The 16637-nt window shown below is 51.1% G+C and carries 10 protein-coding genes and 2 tRNA genes; 5 read left to right on the top strand and 7 right to left on the bottom strand.

The window, feature by feature from the left end:
• Positions 1 to 294: 294 nt before the first annotated feature.
• A complete protein-coding gene (locus V2546_RS09270; protein WP_329752140.1) occupies positions 295 to 4617 on the top strand; it encodes an acyl-CoA dehydratase activase-related protein in 4323 nt (1440 codons plus the stop codon).
• Positions 4618 to 4786: 169 nt separating this feature from the next.
• On the opposite strand, the gene V2546_RS09265 is transcribed toward V2546_RS09270, so the two are convergent.
• Both V2546_RS09265 and V2546_RS09260 read right to left on the bottom strand, forming a co-directional pair.
• Positions 4787 to 4993, bottom strand: a complete 207-nt coding sequence (locus V2546_RS09265) for a hypothetical protein (protein ID WP_117470847.1) — start codon at positions 4991 to 4993, stop codon at positions 4787 to 4789.
• 189 nt (positions 4994 to 5182) lie between these two features.
• Complete coding sequence (locus V2546_RS09260; RefSeq protein WP_329752139.1) at positions 5183 to 6655, bottom strand: 4Fe-4S dicluster domain-containing protein; 1473 nt, start codon at positions 6653 to 6655, stop codon at positions 5183 to 5185.
• Between the two features lie 610 nt (positions 6656 to 7265).
• On the opposite strand from V2546_RS09260, the gene V2546_RS09255 reads away from it, so the two are divergent.
• From V2546_RS09255 to V2546_RS09245, 3 genes are all read left to right on the top strand, one after another.
• Positions 7266 to 8345, top strand: coding sequence for an ABC transporter substrate-binding protein (locus V2546_RS09255; protein ID WP_329752138.1), 1080 nt, complete (start codon positions 7266 to 7268; stop codon positions 8343 to 8345).
• A 397-nt stretch (positions 8346 to 8742) separates the two neighbouring features.
• Complete coding sequence (locus V2546_RS09250; RefSeq protein ID WP_329752137.1) at positions 8743 to 9516, top strand: ABC transporter permease subunit; 774 nt, start codon at positions 8743 to 8745, stop codon at positions 9514 to 9516.
• A complete protein-coding gene (locus tag V2546_RS09245) occupies positions 9500 to 10183 on the top strand; it encodes an ATP-binding cassette domain-containing protein (protein ID WP_329752136.1) in 684 nt (227 codons plus the stop codon). The genes V2546_RS09250 and V2546_RS09245 overlap by 17 nt, the downstream gene beginning before the upstream one ends.
• Before the next feature lie 170 nt (positions 10184 to 10353).
• On the opposite strand, the gene V2546_RS09240 is transcribed toward V2546_RS09245, so the two are convergent.
• Positions 10354 to 11718: an MATE family efflux transporter gene (locus V2546_RS09240; protein WP_329752135.1), complete on the bottom strand. Its 1365-nt coding sequence runs from the start codon at positions 11716 to 11718 to the stop codon at positions 10354 to 10356.
• A 131-nt stretch (positions 11719 to 11849) separates the two neighbouring features.
• Here V2546_RS09240 and V2546_RS09235 point away from each other — a divergent pair.
• Positions 11850 to 11921 (top strand) — tRNA-Gly (locus tag V2546_RS09235).
• 165 nt (positions 11922 to 12086) lie between these two features.
• Here V2546_RS09235 and V2546_RS09230 read toward each other — a convergent pair.
• The 4 genes from V2546_RS09230 to V2546_RS09215 all read right to left on the bottom strand — a co-directional run bounded on the left by V2546_RS09230 (position 12087) and on the right by V2546_RS09215 (position 16586).
• A complete protein-coding gene (locus V2546_RS09230; RefSeq protein ID WP_329752134.1) occupies positions 12087 to 13922 on the bottom strand; it encodes a VanW family protein in 1836 nt (611 codons plus the stop codon).
• Positions 13923 to 14280: 358 nt separating this feature from the next.
• On the bottom strand, positions 14281 to 14844 hold the full coding sequence (locus V2546_RS09225) for a manganese efflux pump MntP (protein WP_118298318.1): 564 nt from the start codon (positions 14842 to 14844) through the stop codon (positions 14281 to 14283).
• A gap of 360 nt (positions 14845 to 15204) precedes the next feature.
• Positions 15205 to 15284 (bottom strand) — tRNA-Leu (locus V2546_RS09220).
• A 45-nt stretch (positions 15285 to 15329) separates the two neighbouring features.
• Positions 15330 to 16586, bottom strand: coding sequence for a PP-loop family protein (locus V2546_RS09215; protein WP_118298406.1), 1257 nt, complete (start codon positions 16584 to 16586; stop codon positions 15330 to 15332).
• Between the last annotated feature and the right edge of the window lie 51 nt (positions 16587 to 16637).

Raw genomic sequence — 16637 nt, 5'->3', positions numbered from 1 at the left:
TGTCTATCCATCCCCGCAACGCTTTCTTCTAAAATCTTTACACATTCTTTACAGAATTTTAACCGTTTTTAACCTCAAGATGCCAGTTCCGTCAATTGTATTTCCTTTTTTAATGTGTTATACTATGTGCGGAATTTTGACATAACAGTTCAGCTATGTGCCGATTCCGGCAAAAAATTGTATGGCTGAACGGTTCGGCATGTTGATGCCCGCATTCCGGCTGGCTGCCTGCTTTTTGCGGACGGCTCGTTTTTTTCTGTTGAAAAGGAGGTATGGGGAGAACTCCCCGCTCGTATGAATCAATGCTATCGTCTTGGAATCGATATCGGTTCCACTACAGTAAAAGTTGCCGTGATCGACGACAACAACAAAATTTTATTCGCGGATTATGAGCGGCATTACGCCAATATCCAGGAAACCCTGGCCTCGCTTCTGAAAAAGTGTAAGGGAGAACTCGGTGAACTCTCTTTACGGCCCAATATTACAGGTTCCGGCGGACTCACTCTGTCGGGTTACTTACATATTCCATTTGTCCAGGAAGTCGTAGCGGTTGCGACCGCACTTCAGGACTATGCTCCGCGGACGGATGTCGCCATCGAGCTTGGCGGCGAGGACGCGAAGATCATCTACTTTACAGGCGGAATCGACCAGCGTATGAACGGGATCTGCGCCGGCGGTACCGGTTCCTTTATCGACCAGATGGCTTCCTTATTACAGACGGATGCTGCCGGTCTGAATGAATATGCAAAGAATTATAAGGCGATCTACCCGATCGCTGCCCGCTGCGGCGTGTTCGCAAAGTCTGATATCCAGCCGCTGATCAACGACGGTGCGACCCGTGAGGATCTTGCAGCCTCTATTTTCCAGGCGGTTGTAAACCAGACCATCAGCGGTCTTGCCTGCGGAAAACCGATCCGCGGAAACGTAGCGTTCCTCGGCGGTCCGCTGCACTTTTTACCGGAGCTTCGAAACGCCTTTATCCGCACCTTAAATTTAACCGGTGACGCGATCATCGCCCCGGACCACTCCCATCTTTTCGCTGCCGTCGGCGCTGCCATGAATGCGAAGGATCACGCGGAGATCTTCTCTCTTGACAAGCTGATCGCAGATCTTTCCGGCGGCATCAAGATGAAATTTGAAGTAAAGAGAATGCAGCCTTTATTTAAGGATGAGGCAGATTATAAGGAATTCACCGACCGCCATGACCAGTACAAGGTCCGCCGCGGCGACCTCGCCACCTATGAGGGAAATGTATTCTTAGGAATCGATGCCGGTTCCACCACAACGAAGGTGGCACTCGTCGGCGAGGATGGTTCCCTGCTCTACAGCTTTTACAGCAGCAACAACGGTAGTCCGTTGGCGACCGCGATCTCTTCCATAAAGGAGATCAAGTCCCTGCTTCCGGACAGCGCAAAGATCGCCTACTCCTGCTCCACCGGCTACGGCGAGGCCCTCTTAAAGGCGGCCTTCATGCTGGATGAGGGCGAGGTCGAAACGATCTCCCACTACTACGCGGCGGCATTCTTTGATCCGTCCGTAGACTGCATCCTCGATATCGGTGGTCAGGATATGAAATGTATCCGCATCAAGGACGGCACCGTGGACAGTGTCCAGCTCAACGAGGCATGTTCCTCCGGCTGCGGTTCCTTCATCGAGACCTTCGCAAAATCCTTAAACTACAGCGTTCAGGATTTCGCAAAGGCGGCACTTTTTGCCCAGAATCCGGTGGATCTCGGAACGAGATGTACCGTATTCATGAACTCCAACGTAAAACAGGCGCAGAAAGAGGGCGCTTCCGTTGCGGATATCTCCGCCGGCCTCGCCTACTCTGTTATCAAGAATGCCCTGTTTAAGGTCATCAAAATCACTTCCGCCGGCGACCTCGGAAAGAACGTCGTTGTACAGGGCGGAACCTTCTACAATGACGCAGTCCTCCGAAGCTTCGAGCGGATCTCCGGCTGCAATGCCGTCCGCCCGGATATCGCAGGTATCATGGGTGCCTTCGGCGCGGCACTGATCGCCCGTGAGCGTTACATGCACCGTCCCCATGAGACGACGATGCTCTCTCTGGACGATATAATCAATTTGACCTACACGACAACCATGAGCCGCTGCCGCGGATGCGTAAACCACTGTGTCCTGACGATCAACCGTTTCGAGGGTGGACGTCAGTATATTTCCGGAAACCGCTGTGAGCGCGGTCTCGGCGTGGAAAAGGCAAAACGTGACATCCCGAACCTCTTTACATGGAAGTATCACAGACTCTTCGACTATGAGCCGTTGACAGCCGACAAGGCGACCCGCGGCGTTGTGGGAATCCCGCGGGTCCTCAACATGTACGAGAACTTCCCGTACTGGGCAACCTTCTTTAAGGAGCTCGGCTTCCGCGTGATGCTGTCCCCACAGTCCAGCCACCAGATCTACGAGCTGGGCATCGAGACGATCCCGAGTGAGTCTGAATGTTACCCGGCAAAGCTTGCCCACGGACACATTTCCTGGCTCATCAAACGCGATGTGCCGTTTATCTTCTATCCGTGTATTCCTTACGAGCGGAAAGAGGTTCCGGGAGCCGGAAACCACTACAACTGCCCAATGGTCACCTCCTATTCGGAGAACATCAAGAACAACATGGAGGAATTAAAGGAAAAGGATGTGAAGTTCTTAAATCCCTTCATGGCGTTCACAAGTGAGGAGATCCTTTCAAAGCAGCTTCAGGAAGTCTTTAAGAAGGAATTCGATATTCCGGAATCCGAGACGAAGAAGGCCGCTAAGAAGGCCTGGGATGAACTCGCGCAGGCGAGAACCGATGTGGAGAAGAAAGGCGAGGAAGTCTTACAGTACTTAAAAGATACCGGCAAACACGGCATCGTCCTTGCGGGACGTCCGTACCACATCGATCCGGAGATCAATCACGGCATCGCCGATATGATCACCTCCTACGGTTTCGCTGTCCTCACGGAGGACTCCGTATCCCATTTAGGAAAGGTGGAGCGCCCGCTCGTCGTTACCGACCAGTGGATGTACCACTCCCGCCTCTATGCGGCGGCGACCTTTGTAAAGACACAGGATAACCTGGATCTCGTCCAGCTAAATTCCTTCGGCTGCGGTCTCGACGCCGTGACCACCGATCAGGTCAGTGATATTCTCACCCGATCCGGTAAGATCTATACGGTCTTAAAGATCGATGAGGTCAACAACCTCGGAGCCGCAAGGATCCGTATCCGTTCCCTCATCTCCGCCCTGCGTGTCCGCGAGGAGCGCCGCTACACGAGAAATATCGTGTCCAGCTCCTACAACCGTGTGATCTTCACGAAGGAGATGAAAAAGAACTACACGCTGCTCTGCCCGCAGATGTCCCCGATCCACTTCGAGCTCATCGAACCGGCGATCCGCAGCTTCGGCTACAACCTCGTCGTTCTCCAGAACGATGACAAGACAGCCGTGGATACGGGATTAAAATATGTAAACAATGACGCCTGCTACCCGTCCCTGATCGTCATCGGACAGATCATGGATGCCCTGCTATCCGGAAAGTATGATCTCGACCACACGGCCGTCCTCATGAGCCAGACCGGAGGCGGCTGCCGTGCGTCGAACTACATCGGATTTATCCGCCGCGCACTCGAAAAAGCCGGAATGGCGCAGATCCCGGTCATCTCCATCAACGCGAATGGTATGGAGACGAATCCGGGCTTCACCTACACGCCGTCCATGCTTGTGAAGGCTCTTCAGGCTGTTGTATACGGTGATGTATTTATGCGTGTTCTCTACGCTACAAGACCTTACGAGGCCGTTCCAGGCTCCGCAAATGCGCTCCACGAGAAATGGAAGAAGATCTGTGTCAAAGCACTCTCCACAAAGAGCGCCGGAATGATGACCTTTGTGAAGAATATCCGCGGCATCATCCACGACTTCGATAACTTAGAGCGCACGAATGTCCACAAACCGAAGGTCGGAATCGTCGGAGAGATCCTCGTCAAATTCTCACCGACCGCCAACAACCATATCGTGGAGCTCTTAGAGTCCGAGGGCGCTGAGGCGGTAATGCCGGATCTCATGGATTTCCTGCTTTACTGCTTCTACAACAGCAACTTCAAGGCAGATAATCTGGGAATGAAGCGCTCCACGGCGCATCTCTGCAACATGGCGATCTCCCTTCTCGAGTACATGAGAAAGGCCGCAAGAATTGCTCTTGAAAAGAGCACTCACTTCACTCCGCCTTCAAGGATCAAGGAGCTGGCAGTGATGGCAAACGGCTTTGTCTCCCTTGGAAACCAGACCGGAGAGGGCTGGTTCCTGACCGGTGAGATGCTGGAGCTCATCAAGAGCGGCGTCAACAACATCGTCTGCGTCCAGCCTTTCGGCTGCCTGCCGAACCATATCGTCGGAAAAGGTGTCATCAAGGAGCTTCGCTACGCGAACCCCAAGGCAAACATCATCGCCGTCGACTATGATCCGGGGGCCAGTGAGGTAAACCAATTAAACCGTATCAAGCTGATGCTTTCCACAGCTCAGAAAAACCTTGAAAAAGAGGAATATGTGGATCCGAATCTGGCGAAGACGTTAAAGAAGGTGGAAGAGCTTTCTTCTAAGCGGGTCAATAAGTGCCGGTTGTAATCTACATACCATAAGCTTCTAAATACAAATTCGTCTCAGTCGAAAACTGACTTCCACTGAGACGAATTTGCTGTTACTACCACCTGAAAAAGGTGGGATTCTTATCGAACCTGGATAAAGCATAACAAAAACAGCGGCAGATATCATTTCAGATACCTGCCGCTGTCTGTTATCTTCCGATCAGCGCCCCGGATACTCCGACATGATAGCCATCCGGCGTCACAGCACTTACGTACATTGCGCCCTCCGGTATCGGATTTCCACCCGGATCAAGGACTCCTGCCATCGGATTCAGGTAATACCAGACTCCGTTCACAAGGATCCAGCCGATCGCCATATCTCCGTCCGCGTTCAGATAGTACCATCTTCCGTTCACCCAGGCATGAGCACTTGCTGCAGGTCACATTTTTCCGCTGTTAAACCGACACCCCCCCGGATCCATGACATCAAAACAGCATATACCTTCCAGAAATTCTCCAGAAAATACATGCTGTTTTTTTGTTCACAGATGTCCGCCAGTCTCAGGCGGACACCCTGCCATATTCATATGTTATGTAAACCTACATTAAGCCTCCGGCTTCTCGTAGCTGCGATGCATGGAGAAGGAATCCATATCGTAATTCTTTAAGTTCTCCCATACTCCGCGGCCGTCTGCTTTGGCGATCACAGCGTCGCGGTCTTTCTTGAATGTCATCTCCTGTTTCAGGTTGCTCGGTCCGCCTACGCAGCCGCCCTGGCACATCATACCCTCAATGAAGTCTTCCGGAAGTCTGCCGACTTTGAGAAGAAGAAGGGCTTTCTTAACCTCAGCCGCACCGCTGCAGCGCGCAACCTTAACATCTGCGCTCTCACCTTTTTCCTTGAAGCACTCGATCACTGCGTTTGTCACGCCTCCACCATTGCCGAAGCGTTTTCCGAAGACACTGCCTTCCTGCTTTGTCTCCTCAGCCGGCTCAAGCTCAACTTCTTTTCCGCGCAGCATTTCGATGGCCTCACCGAAGGTCAGAACATAATCCGCATTGTTCTCGATGGACTTGTCAGCCGCCTCAGACTTCTTTGCCATACACGGTCCGATAAATACGGTAACTGTCTCCGGATCGATCGCTTTTAACATTCTGGATACCGCACACATCGGGGATACCGTTGTGGACATATTATCGATCAGAGTCGGATAGTGTTTCTTGATCATATTTACGAATGCCGGACAGCAGGAGGTCGTCATCTTCTTGCCTTCCTTAAATGCCTCTGCCCATTCCATTGCCTCGTACGCTGCTGTCATATCAGCACCGGCGGCAACCTCTACCATATCGGCAAAGCCAACCTTCTTTAATGCAGTACGCCAGCTCTCCATTGTGATATCCTGGCCGAACTCACCTTCAGCAGCCGGAGCAACCATGGCAACGACCTTCTTGCCGGCCTTGATCGCCTCGATCACCTGTACAACATATACCTTGGAGGAAATTGCACCGAACGGGCAGCTTCTTACGCAGGCACCGCACTGGATACATTTCTTTTCATCGATCTGGCAGATTCCGGTCTCCGGATCCATTGTGATCGCATCTACCGGACATGCACGGCGGCACGGACGGATCAGCTCAGCGATCGCATTGTACGGACATGCCTGAGCACAGCGTCCGCACTCTTTACAGACACTCGGATCAATATGGGCACGGTCACGGCCGATCGAGATCGCACCAAAGTTACATGCGTTCTGGCAGGCTTTACCCATACATTTCTGACAGTTATCGGTTACAACGAATCTTGTGATCGGACACTCCTCACATGCAGAAGAGATGACCTGAATGATATTGTCACTCTGTTTGTCACTCGGACATTTTCCTTCCGCGAGACGGACTCTCTGACGGATGATCTCTCTCTCCTTATATACGCAGCAACGGAACTGTGCCTTCGGGCCCGGGATCAGTTTGAACGGGATATTGTCTCTCTCTTCCTCGAGTCTGCCCTCAAAAGCCAGCTTGGAAACTGTGCGCAGCACGTCATACTTGATCTTAAGCAGTGCCTCATCGTTGGTTTTCATACCATTTCCTCCTAAATTTTGAATCCTCTATCTTACCTTAATTTTTAATGTTTTCGCATCATATTATCGCATATCCCCCTTTGCAAAGCAAGTCGGAAATTGTATATAATCCAACGCATTCCGGAGAAAAACCTTATTTTCTTAAATTGTATACAATAAAGTACAGGCTGCGAAATCCCTTGTATTTTCCTATGTTTCTCTGTCTTTCTGTGTCGGATATTTGTTCGCAGTATGCGGCTGCCCAGCACCGCTTTCTTTGTCTCTTTTTTTCACAAAGTCAGGTTCCGGTTCCGCCTCTTTCCCGCCACTCCGTTTCTGATTATTTTCGGTTTGGCATATGCAGCCTTCGCCTTTAAAACATGTTTTTCCCCAGTCTCATGTTGGATTGACATTCCTAACTCCCCATGATATATTCTATTTAGTTCGGTCGTGCTAACCCCAAAGGTCAACTGTCCTGAGGGAAAAGACGAAAAGAATCTGATACGGGAATATCTGTCATATTCAGGATCCCCTGTATGCTCTTTTCGTGTGCATACCGGGGATTTATCATTCACGCAGACAGTGGGACAAGACCCGTGTCTGTCAGATTTTTTTCAGGAGGAACTAAGTTATGAGAAAAATGTTATCCGTCATGATGGCTGCCGCGATTGCGGGATCTCTCCTTGCAGGCTGCTCATCATCCACAACTGAAACAACAGCTGCCGCTTCTTCCGCGGAGGAGACAACGACTGCCGCTGAGGAGACCACAACGGAAGCCGCTTCCGAGTCTGCCGCTGAAAACACCGGTGATGAGACCGTTGTCCGTGTCGGCGGTTTAAAGGGTCCGACCACCATGGGACTTGTAAAGCTCATGGATGAGGCCGCAAACGGGGAGTCCGAGAACAGCTACGAATTCACAATGGTCACCGCAGCTGACGAGATGACTGCCATGGTCGCTGGCGGAAAAGTCGATATCGCCCTGCTTCCGGCGAACGTCGCAAGCGTTCTCTACAATAAAACAAACAAAAATATCTCCGTGATCGATATCAACACTCTCGGCGTTCTCTACTTCGTATCTGCCGACAGCTCCGTGACAACGATCGATCAGTTAAAGGGAAAGACCGTATATCTTCCGGGAAAGGGAACTACTCCGGAATACGCACTCCGCTATGTGCTCTCCGCCGCAGGACTCGGAGAGGATGATGTAACTCTTGAATTCAAGTCCGAGGCATCTGAGGTTGCTTCCGTCCTCGCTGAGGATCCGAACGCCATCGGTCTTCTTCCGCAGCCGTTCGTAACTGCCGCTCTCGCCCAGAACGAAAAGCTCTCCATCATCATGGACCTCACAAAAGAGTGGGATAATGTCCAGAGCGAAGGTTCCGGAAGCCGTCTTGTAACAGGTGTTACCATTGTAAACAATGATTTCTTAAAGGAGCACGAGGATCTCGTCGATACGTTCTTACAGGAACATGAGGCATCCATCGCCTTCACCGCGGAAGATCCGGATGCCGCAGCCGAGCTCATCGCAAAGGCTGAGATCGTCGCAAAGGCTCCGATCGCAAAAAAAGCGCTTCCTTACTGCAATATCACCTTCATCTCCGGTGATGAGATGAAAACAGCACTTTCCGGTTACCTTCAGGCTCTGCACGACCAGAACCCGGCCTCCGTCGGCGGTGAGCTGCCGGATGATAGCTTCTACTATGTAAAGTAATTGTGACTGCGAAAGTTCTCAACAGTTACAAGCATTCATGCCGACTGTGAAAAACGAGGTATGGCTGGCAAAACAGTCATACCTCATTTCTATATCGCCGTTTATTCTCACGGAATTTAGTTTACATAAGTCATTTTAATAGTTTGAGCCATGAGAAATATCTGTTATAATTTGTAACTGTTCAGTAGGTCTGCGCACTTGCTGCGCTGACCGTAAGAAAACATAGGCTGGAAGGCAAAAATCCCATCAGCGAAGCTGATCTGGAATGGATTTTTGCACGTAACTATGAAGGCACTGAATAGTTACTATAATTTTATTATTACGATTACATGTAGAAATTCAACCGCTGGAAAGCAGCTTTGATTTTTATTACACTTTGTGAAAGGAGACAGCCACCATGGATCATCGTTTTTCCGGATTTTTCCGCAGACTCTCGATCATCCTTTTCTGGATCGTTCTCTGGCAGGCCGCTGCCTCCCTGATCCGGAATCATATTTTCCTTGTGGGACCTGCCGATACGCTGCGGGCGCTCTGTGAGCAGATCGTTCTCCCGTACTTCTGGTCCGCCATCGCGTTTTCTTTCGGACGGATCAGCATCGGATTCTTTCTGGCGTTTTTTCTGGGACTTTTCACCGGATCTCTGGCGTACCGTTTTCCCATCGTGGACGAATTCTTAGAGCCGCCGGTGCAGCTCATGAAGACGGTTCCCGTCGCGTCCTTCGTGATCCTGGCGCTGATCTGGACCGGCTCGAAAAACCTCTCCGTCTTTATCTCGTTCCTCGTGGTCTATCCCATGATCCATGTGAACACGAAAGCCGGGCTGATATCTGCGGACCGGGAACTTTTAGAGATGGCGGAAGTCTTCCACGTCCCATTTATCCGCCGGGCGTTCTATATCTACCGCACAGCACTCTACCCGTACTTAAAAAGCGCCTGCCGCACTGCCCTCGGCATGGGATTTAAGTCAGGGATCGCCGCCGAAGTCATCGGTGTGCCGGACGGTTCCATCGGCGAGGGGCTGTATCTCGCGAAGATCTATCTGAGCACCGCGGAGCTCTTCGCGTGGACGGTTGTCATCATTCTTGTGAGCAGTCTGTTTGAGAAAGGTTTTCTGTGGATTCTGAAGAAATGTGCCGGAAAGGGGGCTGATGTGAATGAGTCCGATCAATAAAAAAAATGACACTGCCCTCACACTCCGCTCCGTCACCAAATCCTACGGCGGACAGCCGGTTCTCTCCGATCTCTCCCTGAAATTTTCCTCCGGAACTTTCTACTGTCTGATGGCACCATCCGGAAACGGAAAGACTACACTGTTCCGTCTGATCCTCGGACTTGAAAAGCCGGATTCCGGTGTGATCCTGTTCGGTACACCGGCAGAGAATCCCGGTAACAACGATATAAAAGCATCTTCCGGCACAGTATCAAAATCTGATCCCTGCAGGATCCGGGGAATGCGTCCCCTGATCTCCGCCGTTTTTCAGGAAAACCGTCTTCTGGAATGCTATACCGCCATTGAAAACCTCCGCTTCGCTCTTGGAAAGCGATATTCCAACGAAGCTCTGACCGCATACCTGCTCCGTCTTCTTCCGGAAGACGCCCTGAATAAGCCTGTCTGTGAATTTTCCGGCGGCATGAAGAGGCGTGTCGCGATCCTGCGCGCAATCCTCGCACCGACCGATATCATTCTCATGGATGAGCCGTTTACCGGCCTGGACGCAGATACCAGGCAGCTCACGATCGATCTTGTCAAAGAGCTCTGCGCTGGAAAGCTCCTGATCATCGCTACCCATGCGGAGGACGACGCAGAGCTTCTGGGTGCGAAGATCATTCACTTATAAGTCAGGAAACCGTTCCAACTGACTTATAACTTCTCAACCAGATCATCTGATCTGCAGGTCTTTAACTTTAAAAAGCGTTCTCCTGTCCGGGCATCTCATCAACTGATATACCGCAGGAAAACGCTTTTTTATTATTTACGAACGATGCAGACAGTAACAGTTTTTTCTCTCTATCTTGCCGCAAACAGCTTATCCATCTTCCTCATATGGAAGAAGTAGACCACGAACATTGAACATCCCGTAAACAGCCACGACGCCACATACACATTCATCAACATATCATAAGTCGTGAACATGCGGAATATCGTTGTGAGCCAGATCAGTCGGAATACGACCGTACCGAGGATCGTGATGACGGATGGCTCCAGGGACTTTCCAGTTCCTCGCAGGCAGGAACTTGCAACCTCATATGTCGCAGTTAAACCTTCCAAGGCACACACACGATCCATTCGTATGATCCCGTATGCCGCCACCGCAGCGCTCGTCGTATAGATGCTGACGAAAAAGTCTTCCCACACGATAAAAATCACGCTGAGGATCTCCGTAAATCCAAATCCAAAGAGCAGGCAGAGCCAGAAGATCTTTCTGCATCTCTTCATGTTGCCCGCACCAAAGTTCTGACTTGTAAATGTAACCGCCGCCTGGGCAAAAGCACCTGCAATATCATATGTAAAATACTCAAAATTCAGTGCCAGGGATGAACCTGCGATGGCCGCCTCACCGAACATGTTGATCCCGCTCTGGATAAACACGTTGGAAACAGAAAAGATCGCACCCTGAATTCCTGCCGGGATACCGATCGCCAGCACCTTTTTCAACTCATTTGTATCGATCCGCATCCTGTCAAACCGGAAGCTGAACTCATCATTCCTGCGGTACAGATGGGAGATAATGAGGAATGTGCTGACCACGTTGGAGATCACCGTGGCAATGGCAACTCCCGCAACTCCCAGATGGAATCCGATCACAAGGAGCAGGTTTAAAATTACATTCAGCACGCCGGACACGATAAGGTAGTACATCGGTCTCCTCGTATCACCGTAGCTTCTGACAATGGCAGCACCAAAGTTGTACGCCACCATAAACGGAATTCCCACAAAATAGATCCTGATATATAAGAGTGCCTGATCCAGCACTGTCTCCGGCGTTCCGGATGCCACAAGGACCATTCTTGCCACCAGCATTCCGATCACGAGAAGCGCAATTCCGAGAACCGCACCGAAGGTCAGGATCGTGTGGACCATGCTGTTGATCTTACCGCGGTTCTTCTGACCAATAAGGTTCGCCAGAGCTGCATTCGGTCCCACAGAAAGTCCTACGATCAGGTTCACGAAAATTCCAACCAGTGCCACACAGCTTCCCACGGCCGCCAGCGCCTGTTCCCCCGCGAATCTTCCCACAACGGCAACGTCCGCTGAATTAAACAGCTGCTGCAAAATACTGCTGAACGCTAACGGTATCGAAAACAGGATCAGTTTTCCTGCCAGTCCTCCGTTTAACATATCCATTTCCTTTGATCTTACTGATGTTTCCAATGGCTTTTCCTCTCTTTTACTTCCATGTGCTGACCTGACCAGTAAATTTTTTCATATCCTCCACAGTATACCACACTTTTCTTATCTTGACACTTCAAAAGATCCATGCTATCATGATGGTAACCTGATACGCACGAGTGGCTCAGTGGTGGAGTATCGCCTTGCCAAGGCGAGGGTCGCGGGTTCGAATCCCGTCTCGTGCTTTTACAAAAACGAAAGAAAAGAGGTATCCTTTGGGACACCTCTTTTCTTTCGTTTACGCTCCGCGACGTCTCGTTCTCTCACACTAAATCAAAACGCACATCTTCTTTCTCCCATATAATTAAGGTTCTTGAAAGCATGATGTGCGTTTTCTTTATTCTCTCTATTTAATTTCCCGGAAATCCTGCAATATTTCCAACCGCTTCCGTTGTAGCCGCTGCTGTTGTCTCATCGCCCGGGCCGTTTGGTGCGGCTGCCGTCGTTGCTTCTGTCGCCGGTGCAGCCGTCGTCGCAGCCTCAGTTGCTGCCGCTGTCGTCGATGCAGCCGTTGTCTCACTGTGTGTGCCCTTTGTCTCAGAGCCACCGGTGGACGCCGCTGTCGTCGATGTGCCGGAAGAACCGGCGGCTGTTGTCGCGGCGGCGGAACTCTCCGGCGCGACACTCTCGCCCGGAACATATCCGTCCGGCATTCCGTCTACAGCTGCTGCCGACGTGGACTCAATGGCCGTCGTCTCATCCGGTGAAACCTTCACGGTTCCCGTATTTCTGCGGATCACAGCCGCATGTCCCTTGTAGGTTTTCGCGTGATCTTCTGTCTTCTCGATAACGGTTCCGTTCTTTGAAACGATCTTATAGGTAACCCAGCGGCTTCCGTTCGTCGCTGCCTTCTGTGTCACCTCGGTACCCGGATCCAGCGTCGGGTCTTCCACATAGGTCGGCTCCGGCGGTGGAAGCTCATCCGTCTTCTCGGACTCCAGACTCCAGGTGATTCCATCCTCCAGCACCGGTACTCCGTAGAAGGAGACCGTCATCTTCCGGTTGCTGTAGTTCGCGCGGATACCGATCGCTGCCTTTGACGTATTGATAAACCGGAAATCCGGAATATCCCAGCTGATCGCCGCATCCTGTCCCGGAGTTACGTAGTTCGGCTCAAAGGTATGGGATCTTCGGAACGTGATCTGCATACCGGACTGGAATGCCACACGGTACATCGTCGAAGATACCTGGCATACACCACCGCCCGGTTCCTGTACGACCTCGCCTCCACTGTAGGCAGCCGCTTCCTGATATCCCTTTTCCGCCGTGCGCTGTCCTACAACCTTATTAAAGGAAAATTCCTCACCCGGCCGCACGATGGTTCCGTTGATAGCTCTGGCCGCAAGCTTTACGTTTGTATTTCTCTTCTCGTTGGCGGTCGTCTCCGTCGTAAACGTAGAAAGAGTCTTATACTGCTCCTTCGCGTTCGCTGCGGAAAGCTCCGGCTGGCTCTCATTGACCTCAGCCTGTATCACGGCGTCATAGTTTCCGCTTGTCGCAGCCTCCACGAGGTCCTTTATAAGCTTCTCCTGGTTCACAGCCTTGCCCGGAGCTCCGTCCGCAAACAGGAACTTATCCGTCGCAGCGTCATACTCGGAGATCGAGCCGTTCTTTGCCTTCACATCCCACTTCGCCGCCGCGTCCGCTGCTGCCTCTGCCGCTGCGGACTGCAGATCCTCGGAATCTTCCACCGAGAATGTATATTCTCCGCCATTCTTGTCAGCAGAAATCCCGTCCAAAAAGGCATCCAGCTCGGTGTCGATCATATTGTCCGCGTCCACGCTCTCCCCGTTGTAAGAGATCTTCACATTCCACGGAAACTTCGCCTCGATGGCAGCTTTCGCCTCGCTCTTTGTCATTCCCTTTAAAGAAATCCCGTTGACGCTGATATCGGATGCCTGGAATGTGGATTCCTCCGCGACCGTATCCGTTGTCTTCTCTTTTCCATGCCCGAACAAGCCGGAAATAAGCCGGATCACTCCGATGATCAGGACCAGGCAGATGATCGCTCCGCCGATCATGATCCGTCGTCTTAAGATCTGTTTTCTCTTCCGCCTCTGCGCCCGGATCCAGGCCGGGGAATGCTGCCTGTACTCGTCTCTCTGGTCTCTCTGGTCTCTCTGGGTTCTGGGATCTCTCTGGTCTCTCGGTCCCATTGATCCCCTCTGGTCTCTCTCTCTGTTCATGTCTGTATTTTCCTTATTTTACTTTATCAGAATTTATCAGGATGCAACGACAGGGTCCGCACCGAAATGGTGCCGAACCCTGATATGTATCGGTTATGATTATGTAATATCGTTCCAATTACGGTATTTTTACAAAATCTCATCTGTCTGTATCAGACAATTATTCATTATATCGGTACCGGAATGCCTTGTCAAGAACGCCGGACAACAAAAGTTCACGCTCTTAAAGTTAACACTCTTATCGTCAAAAATGGACCTCCGGAAGTTTTCTCTCCCAAAGATCTATTTTTCAACTTCTTTATCTGTTCCGGTCCTCTCCTGCTGCCGTTTTTTCGTGATCCGGCCGCGCTTTTCAGGCTCAGCCAAGGAATCCAAGATGCTCCAGCAAAATCTTGATCCCCATGAGGACCAGGATCAGTCCGCCGACAAACTCTGCCTTCGACTTGTACTTCATTCCGAATACATTACCGACCTTCACGCCGATCGCCGACAGGATAAATGTCGTACATCCGATGAAGGTCACTGCCCAGACGATGTTTACATGTAAAAACGCAAATGTCACGCCGACTGCCAGCGCATCGATACTGGTCGCCACCGCCAGGGCTAACATCGTCTTCACGTCAAAGCTGGCGTTCAGTTCTTCGTCCTCATCCTCTCTGGATTCCTTGATCATATTGATTCCGATGATCCCGAGAAGAACAAATGCGATCCAGTGGTCGATCTGTGTGATCATGGACTCAAACTGGCTTCCTAGAAGGTAGCCGATCGTCGGCATCAGAGCCTGGAATCCGCCAAAATATGCACCGCAGATCAGCGCGTGCTTCGGTTCCATCTTTTTTACCGACAGGCCCTTACAGACAGACACCGCGAACGCATCCATCGACAGTCCTACAGCAAGGATAAAAAGCTCTAAAAGTCCCATAAGTCATGTTCCTCCTAAAAATTGCTTATTTTTTCTGATAAAAAGGAATCCGCTTTCCGGTTTCCCGCGCCGAGCACGCTTTCCTGTGCGATCCTTCCGCCTTGCACATTGCGCATCTCAGGCACGCAGTGCCTCTTTGTTTAACAGAATGTTCCATCTGGATTTCCTCTTAAACAAAAAAAGAGACTCTCTCTGTCATTTTCGACAGATAAGTCTCATCATTTCAAGTAAAGCCAGGAACATTTCCAGTATGTTGACCTTACTGCGCTTTCCGGCGCCGACTACTCCCTTATTCTGGTAAGTCCGTAACTGTATTGTATCGTCACAGTTACATGAGTATCTTTTTGTTCTACAGAAGAGTGCGGATGAAGGGATTTGAACCCCCACGGTTGCCCGCCAGCTCCTAAGGCTGGTGCGTCTGCCAGTTCCGCCACATCCGCGCATTCTCCGATAGACTCTCATTATAGCGTGTTTGAAAAGAATTGTCAATTATGGATTTTCTTCGTCTCCTCATCGTAGTCATCCAGGAAATTGTAACTCCAGTCTCCCTTGTGATATCCGATGACCGTCTTCAGATTGATGTTGTGAACACTGTTGAAGATATTCATGTCGATCGTGTCACAGCGCTTTCTGAGCTCCGCGATCAGCTCCTTCATCTCGTCGCGCTTCGATCCCTTTTCGCCGCCGCATGTCGCGCAGCGCTCCGTGAAACGGCACGCACACTGGATAAAGTGGAGGTGATTGTAATCTCTCCACGCCTTGATATCCGCCTCGCGGACCATGTACATCGGGCGGATCAGCTCCATGCCCTCAAAGTTCTTGCTGTGGAGCTTCGGCATCATGGTCTCGACCTTTCCGCTATACAGCATTCCCATCAGCGTCGTCTCGATCACATCGTCAAAATGATGTCCAAGCGCGATCTTGTTGCAGCCGAGCTCTTTCGCGTGGGAATAAAGATATCCGCGGCGCATTCTCGCGCAGAGATAACACGGGCTCTTATCCACGTCGGCAACGATATTGAAGATATCGCTGTCAAACACCTGGATCGGGATTCCCAGAAGCTTCGCGTTATTTAAGATGATATTCCAGTTGTCCTCATTATATCCCGGATTCATCACGAGAAATACAAGGTCAAACTTCACTTTTCCATGAAGTTTCAGCTCCTGTAAGAGCTTTGCCATGAGCATCGAGTCTTTTCCGCCGGAGATGCAGACCGCAATCTTATCTCCTTCCTTGATCAGCTCGTAGTCATGGACTCCCTTTGTAAACCGTCTCCAGATCGATTTGCGGTATTTTGTGATGATGCTGCGCTCGATCGCCTTCGTGCGCTCCGCGACCTCCTCCTCGTTCATGACCATCATGGACAGGGACAGGCGCAGGAAGGAGCGGTATCCGCCTTCCACGCTTCCGGCGTCAAATCCGGCATCGTCCAGAAGTTCCGCCACATACAGGCTCTTGTTTCCCGTATGGCAGAGCACCCAGACCGGCTTGTCCTTCGGGATCGCCGCGAGAAGTTTTCCAACATTTACGCCCTCTTCCCAGGCCTTTCCCTCTCCGATCGTTCCGGACTCCATGTCCGCCTCCTCCGGATTCTCCAGGTATTCCACCAGCTTGTCCTCCGGGATATTTAACGCGGCATCCATGGACCCCTTTTTATATTCCTCCGCCGGGCGGATGTCGATGATCGTCCGGTCAAACGTTCTTCCATTAATCAGCTCTGCAGCTGTGATCGTCTTAATCATTCTCTTTCTATTCTCCATTTACGGCTGTCGCCCTGATCCGGGCGCCGTCTC

The sequence above is a fragment of the Clostridium sp. CM74B_53 genome (assembly GCF_036318045.1).
Lineage (GTDB): Bacteria > Bacillota > Clostridia > Lachnospirales > Lachnospiraceae > Pilosibacter.
Note: the sequence above shows the minus strand (reverse complement) of the source record. Positions and strands in the feature narration are given on the sequence as shown.

Coding starts and splice junctions, on each gene's coding strand:
- V2546_RS09250 (WP_329752137.1), top strand. CDS start 8,743: ATGGATCATCGTTTTTCCGGATTTTTCCGCAGACTCTCGATCATCCTT.
- V2546_RS09225 (WP_118298318.1), bottom strand. CDS start 14,844: ATGGGACTTTTAGAGCTTTTTATCCTTGCTGTAGGACTGTCGATGGAT.
- V2546_RS09230 (WP_329752134.1), bottom strand. CDS start 13,922: ATGAACAGAGAGAGAGACCAGAGGGGATCAATGGGACCGAGAGACCAG.
- V2546_RS09260 (WP_329752139.1), bottom strand. CDS start 6,655: ATGAAAACCAACGATGAGGCACTGCTTAAGATCAAGTATGACGTGCTG.
- V2546_RS09245 (WP_329752136.1), top strand. CDS start 9,500: ATGAGTCCGATCAATAAAAAAAATGACACTGCCCTCACACTCCGCTCC.
- V2546_RS09270 (WP_329752140.1), top strand. CDS start 295: ATGAATCAATGCTATCGTCTTGGAATCGATATCGGTTCCACTACAGTA.
- V2546_RS09215 (WP_118298406.1), bottom strand. CDS start 16,586: ATGATTAAGACGATCACAGCTGCAGAGCTGATTAATGGAAGAACGTTT.
- V2546_RS09255 (WP_329752138.1), top strand. CDS start 7,266: ATGAGAAAAATGTTATCCGTCATGATGGCTGCCGCGATTGCGGGATCT.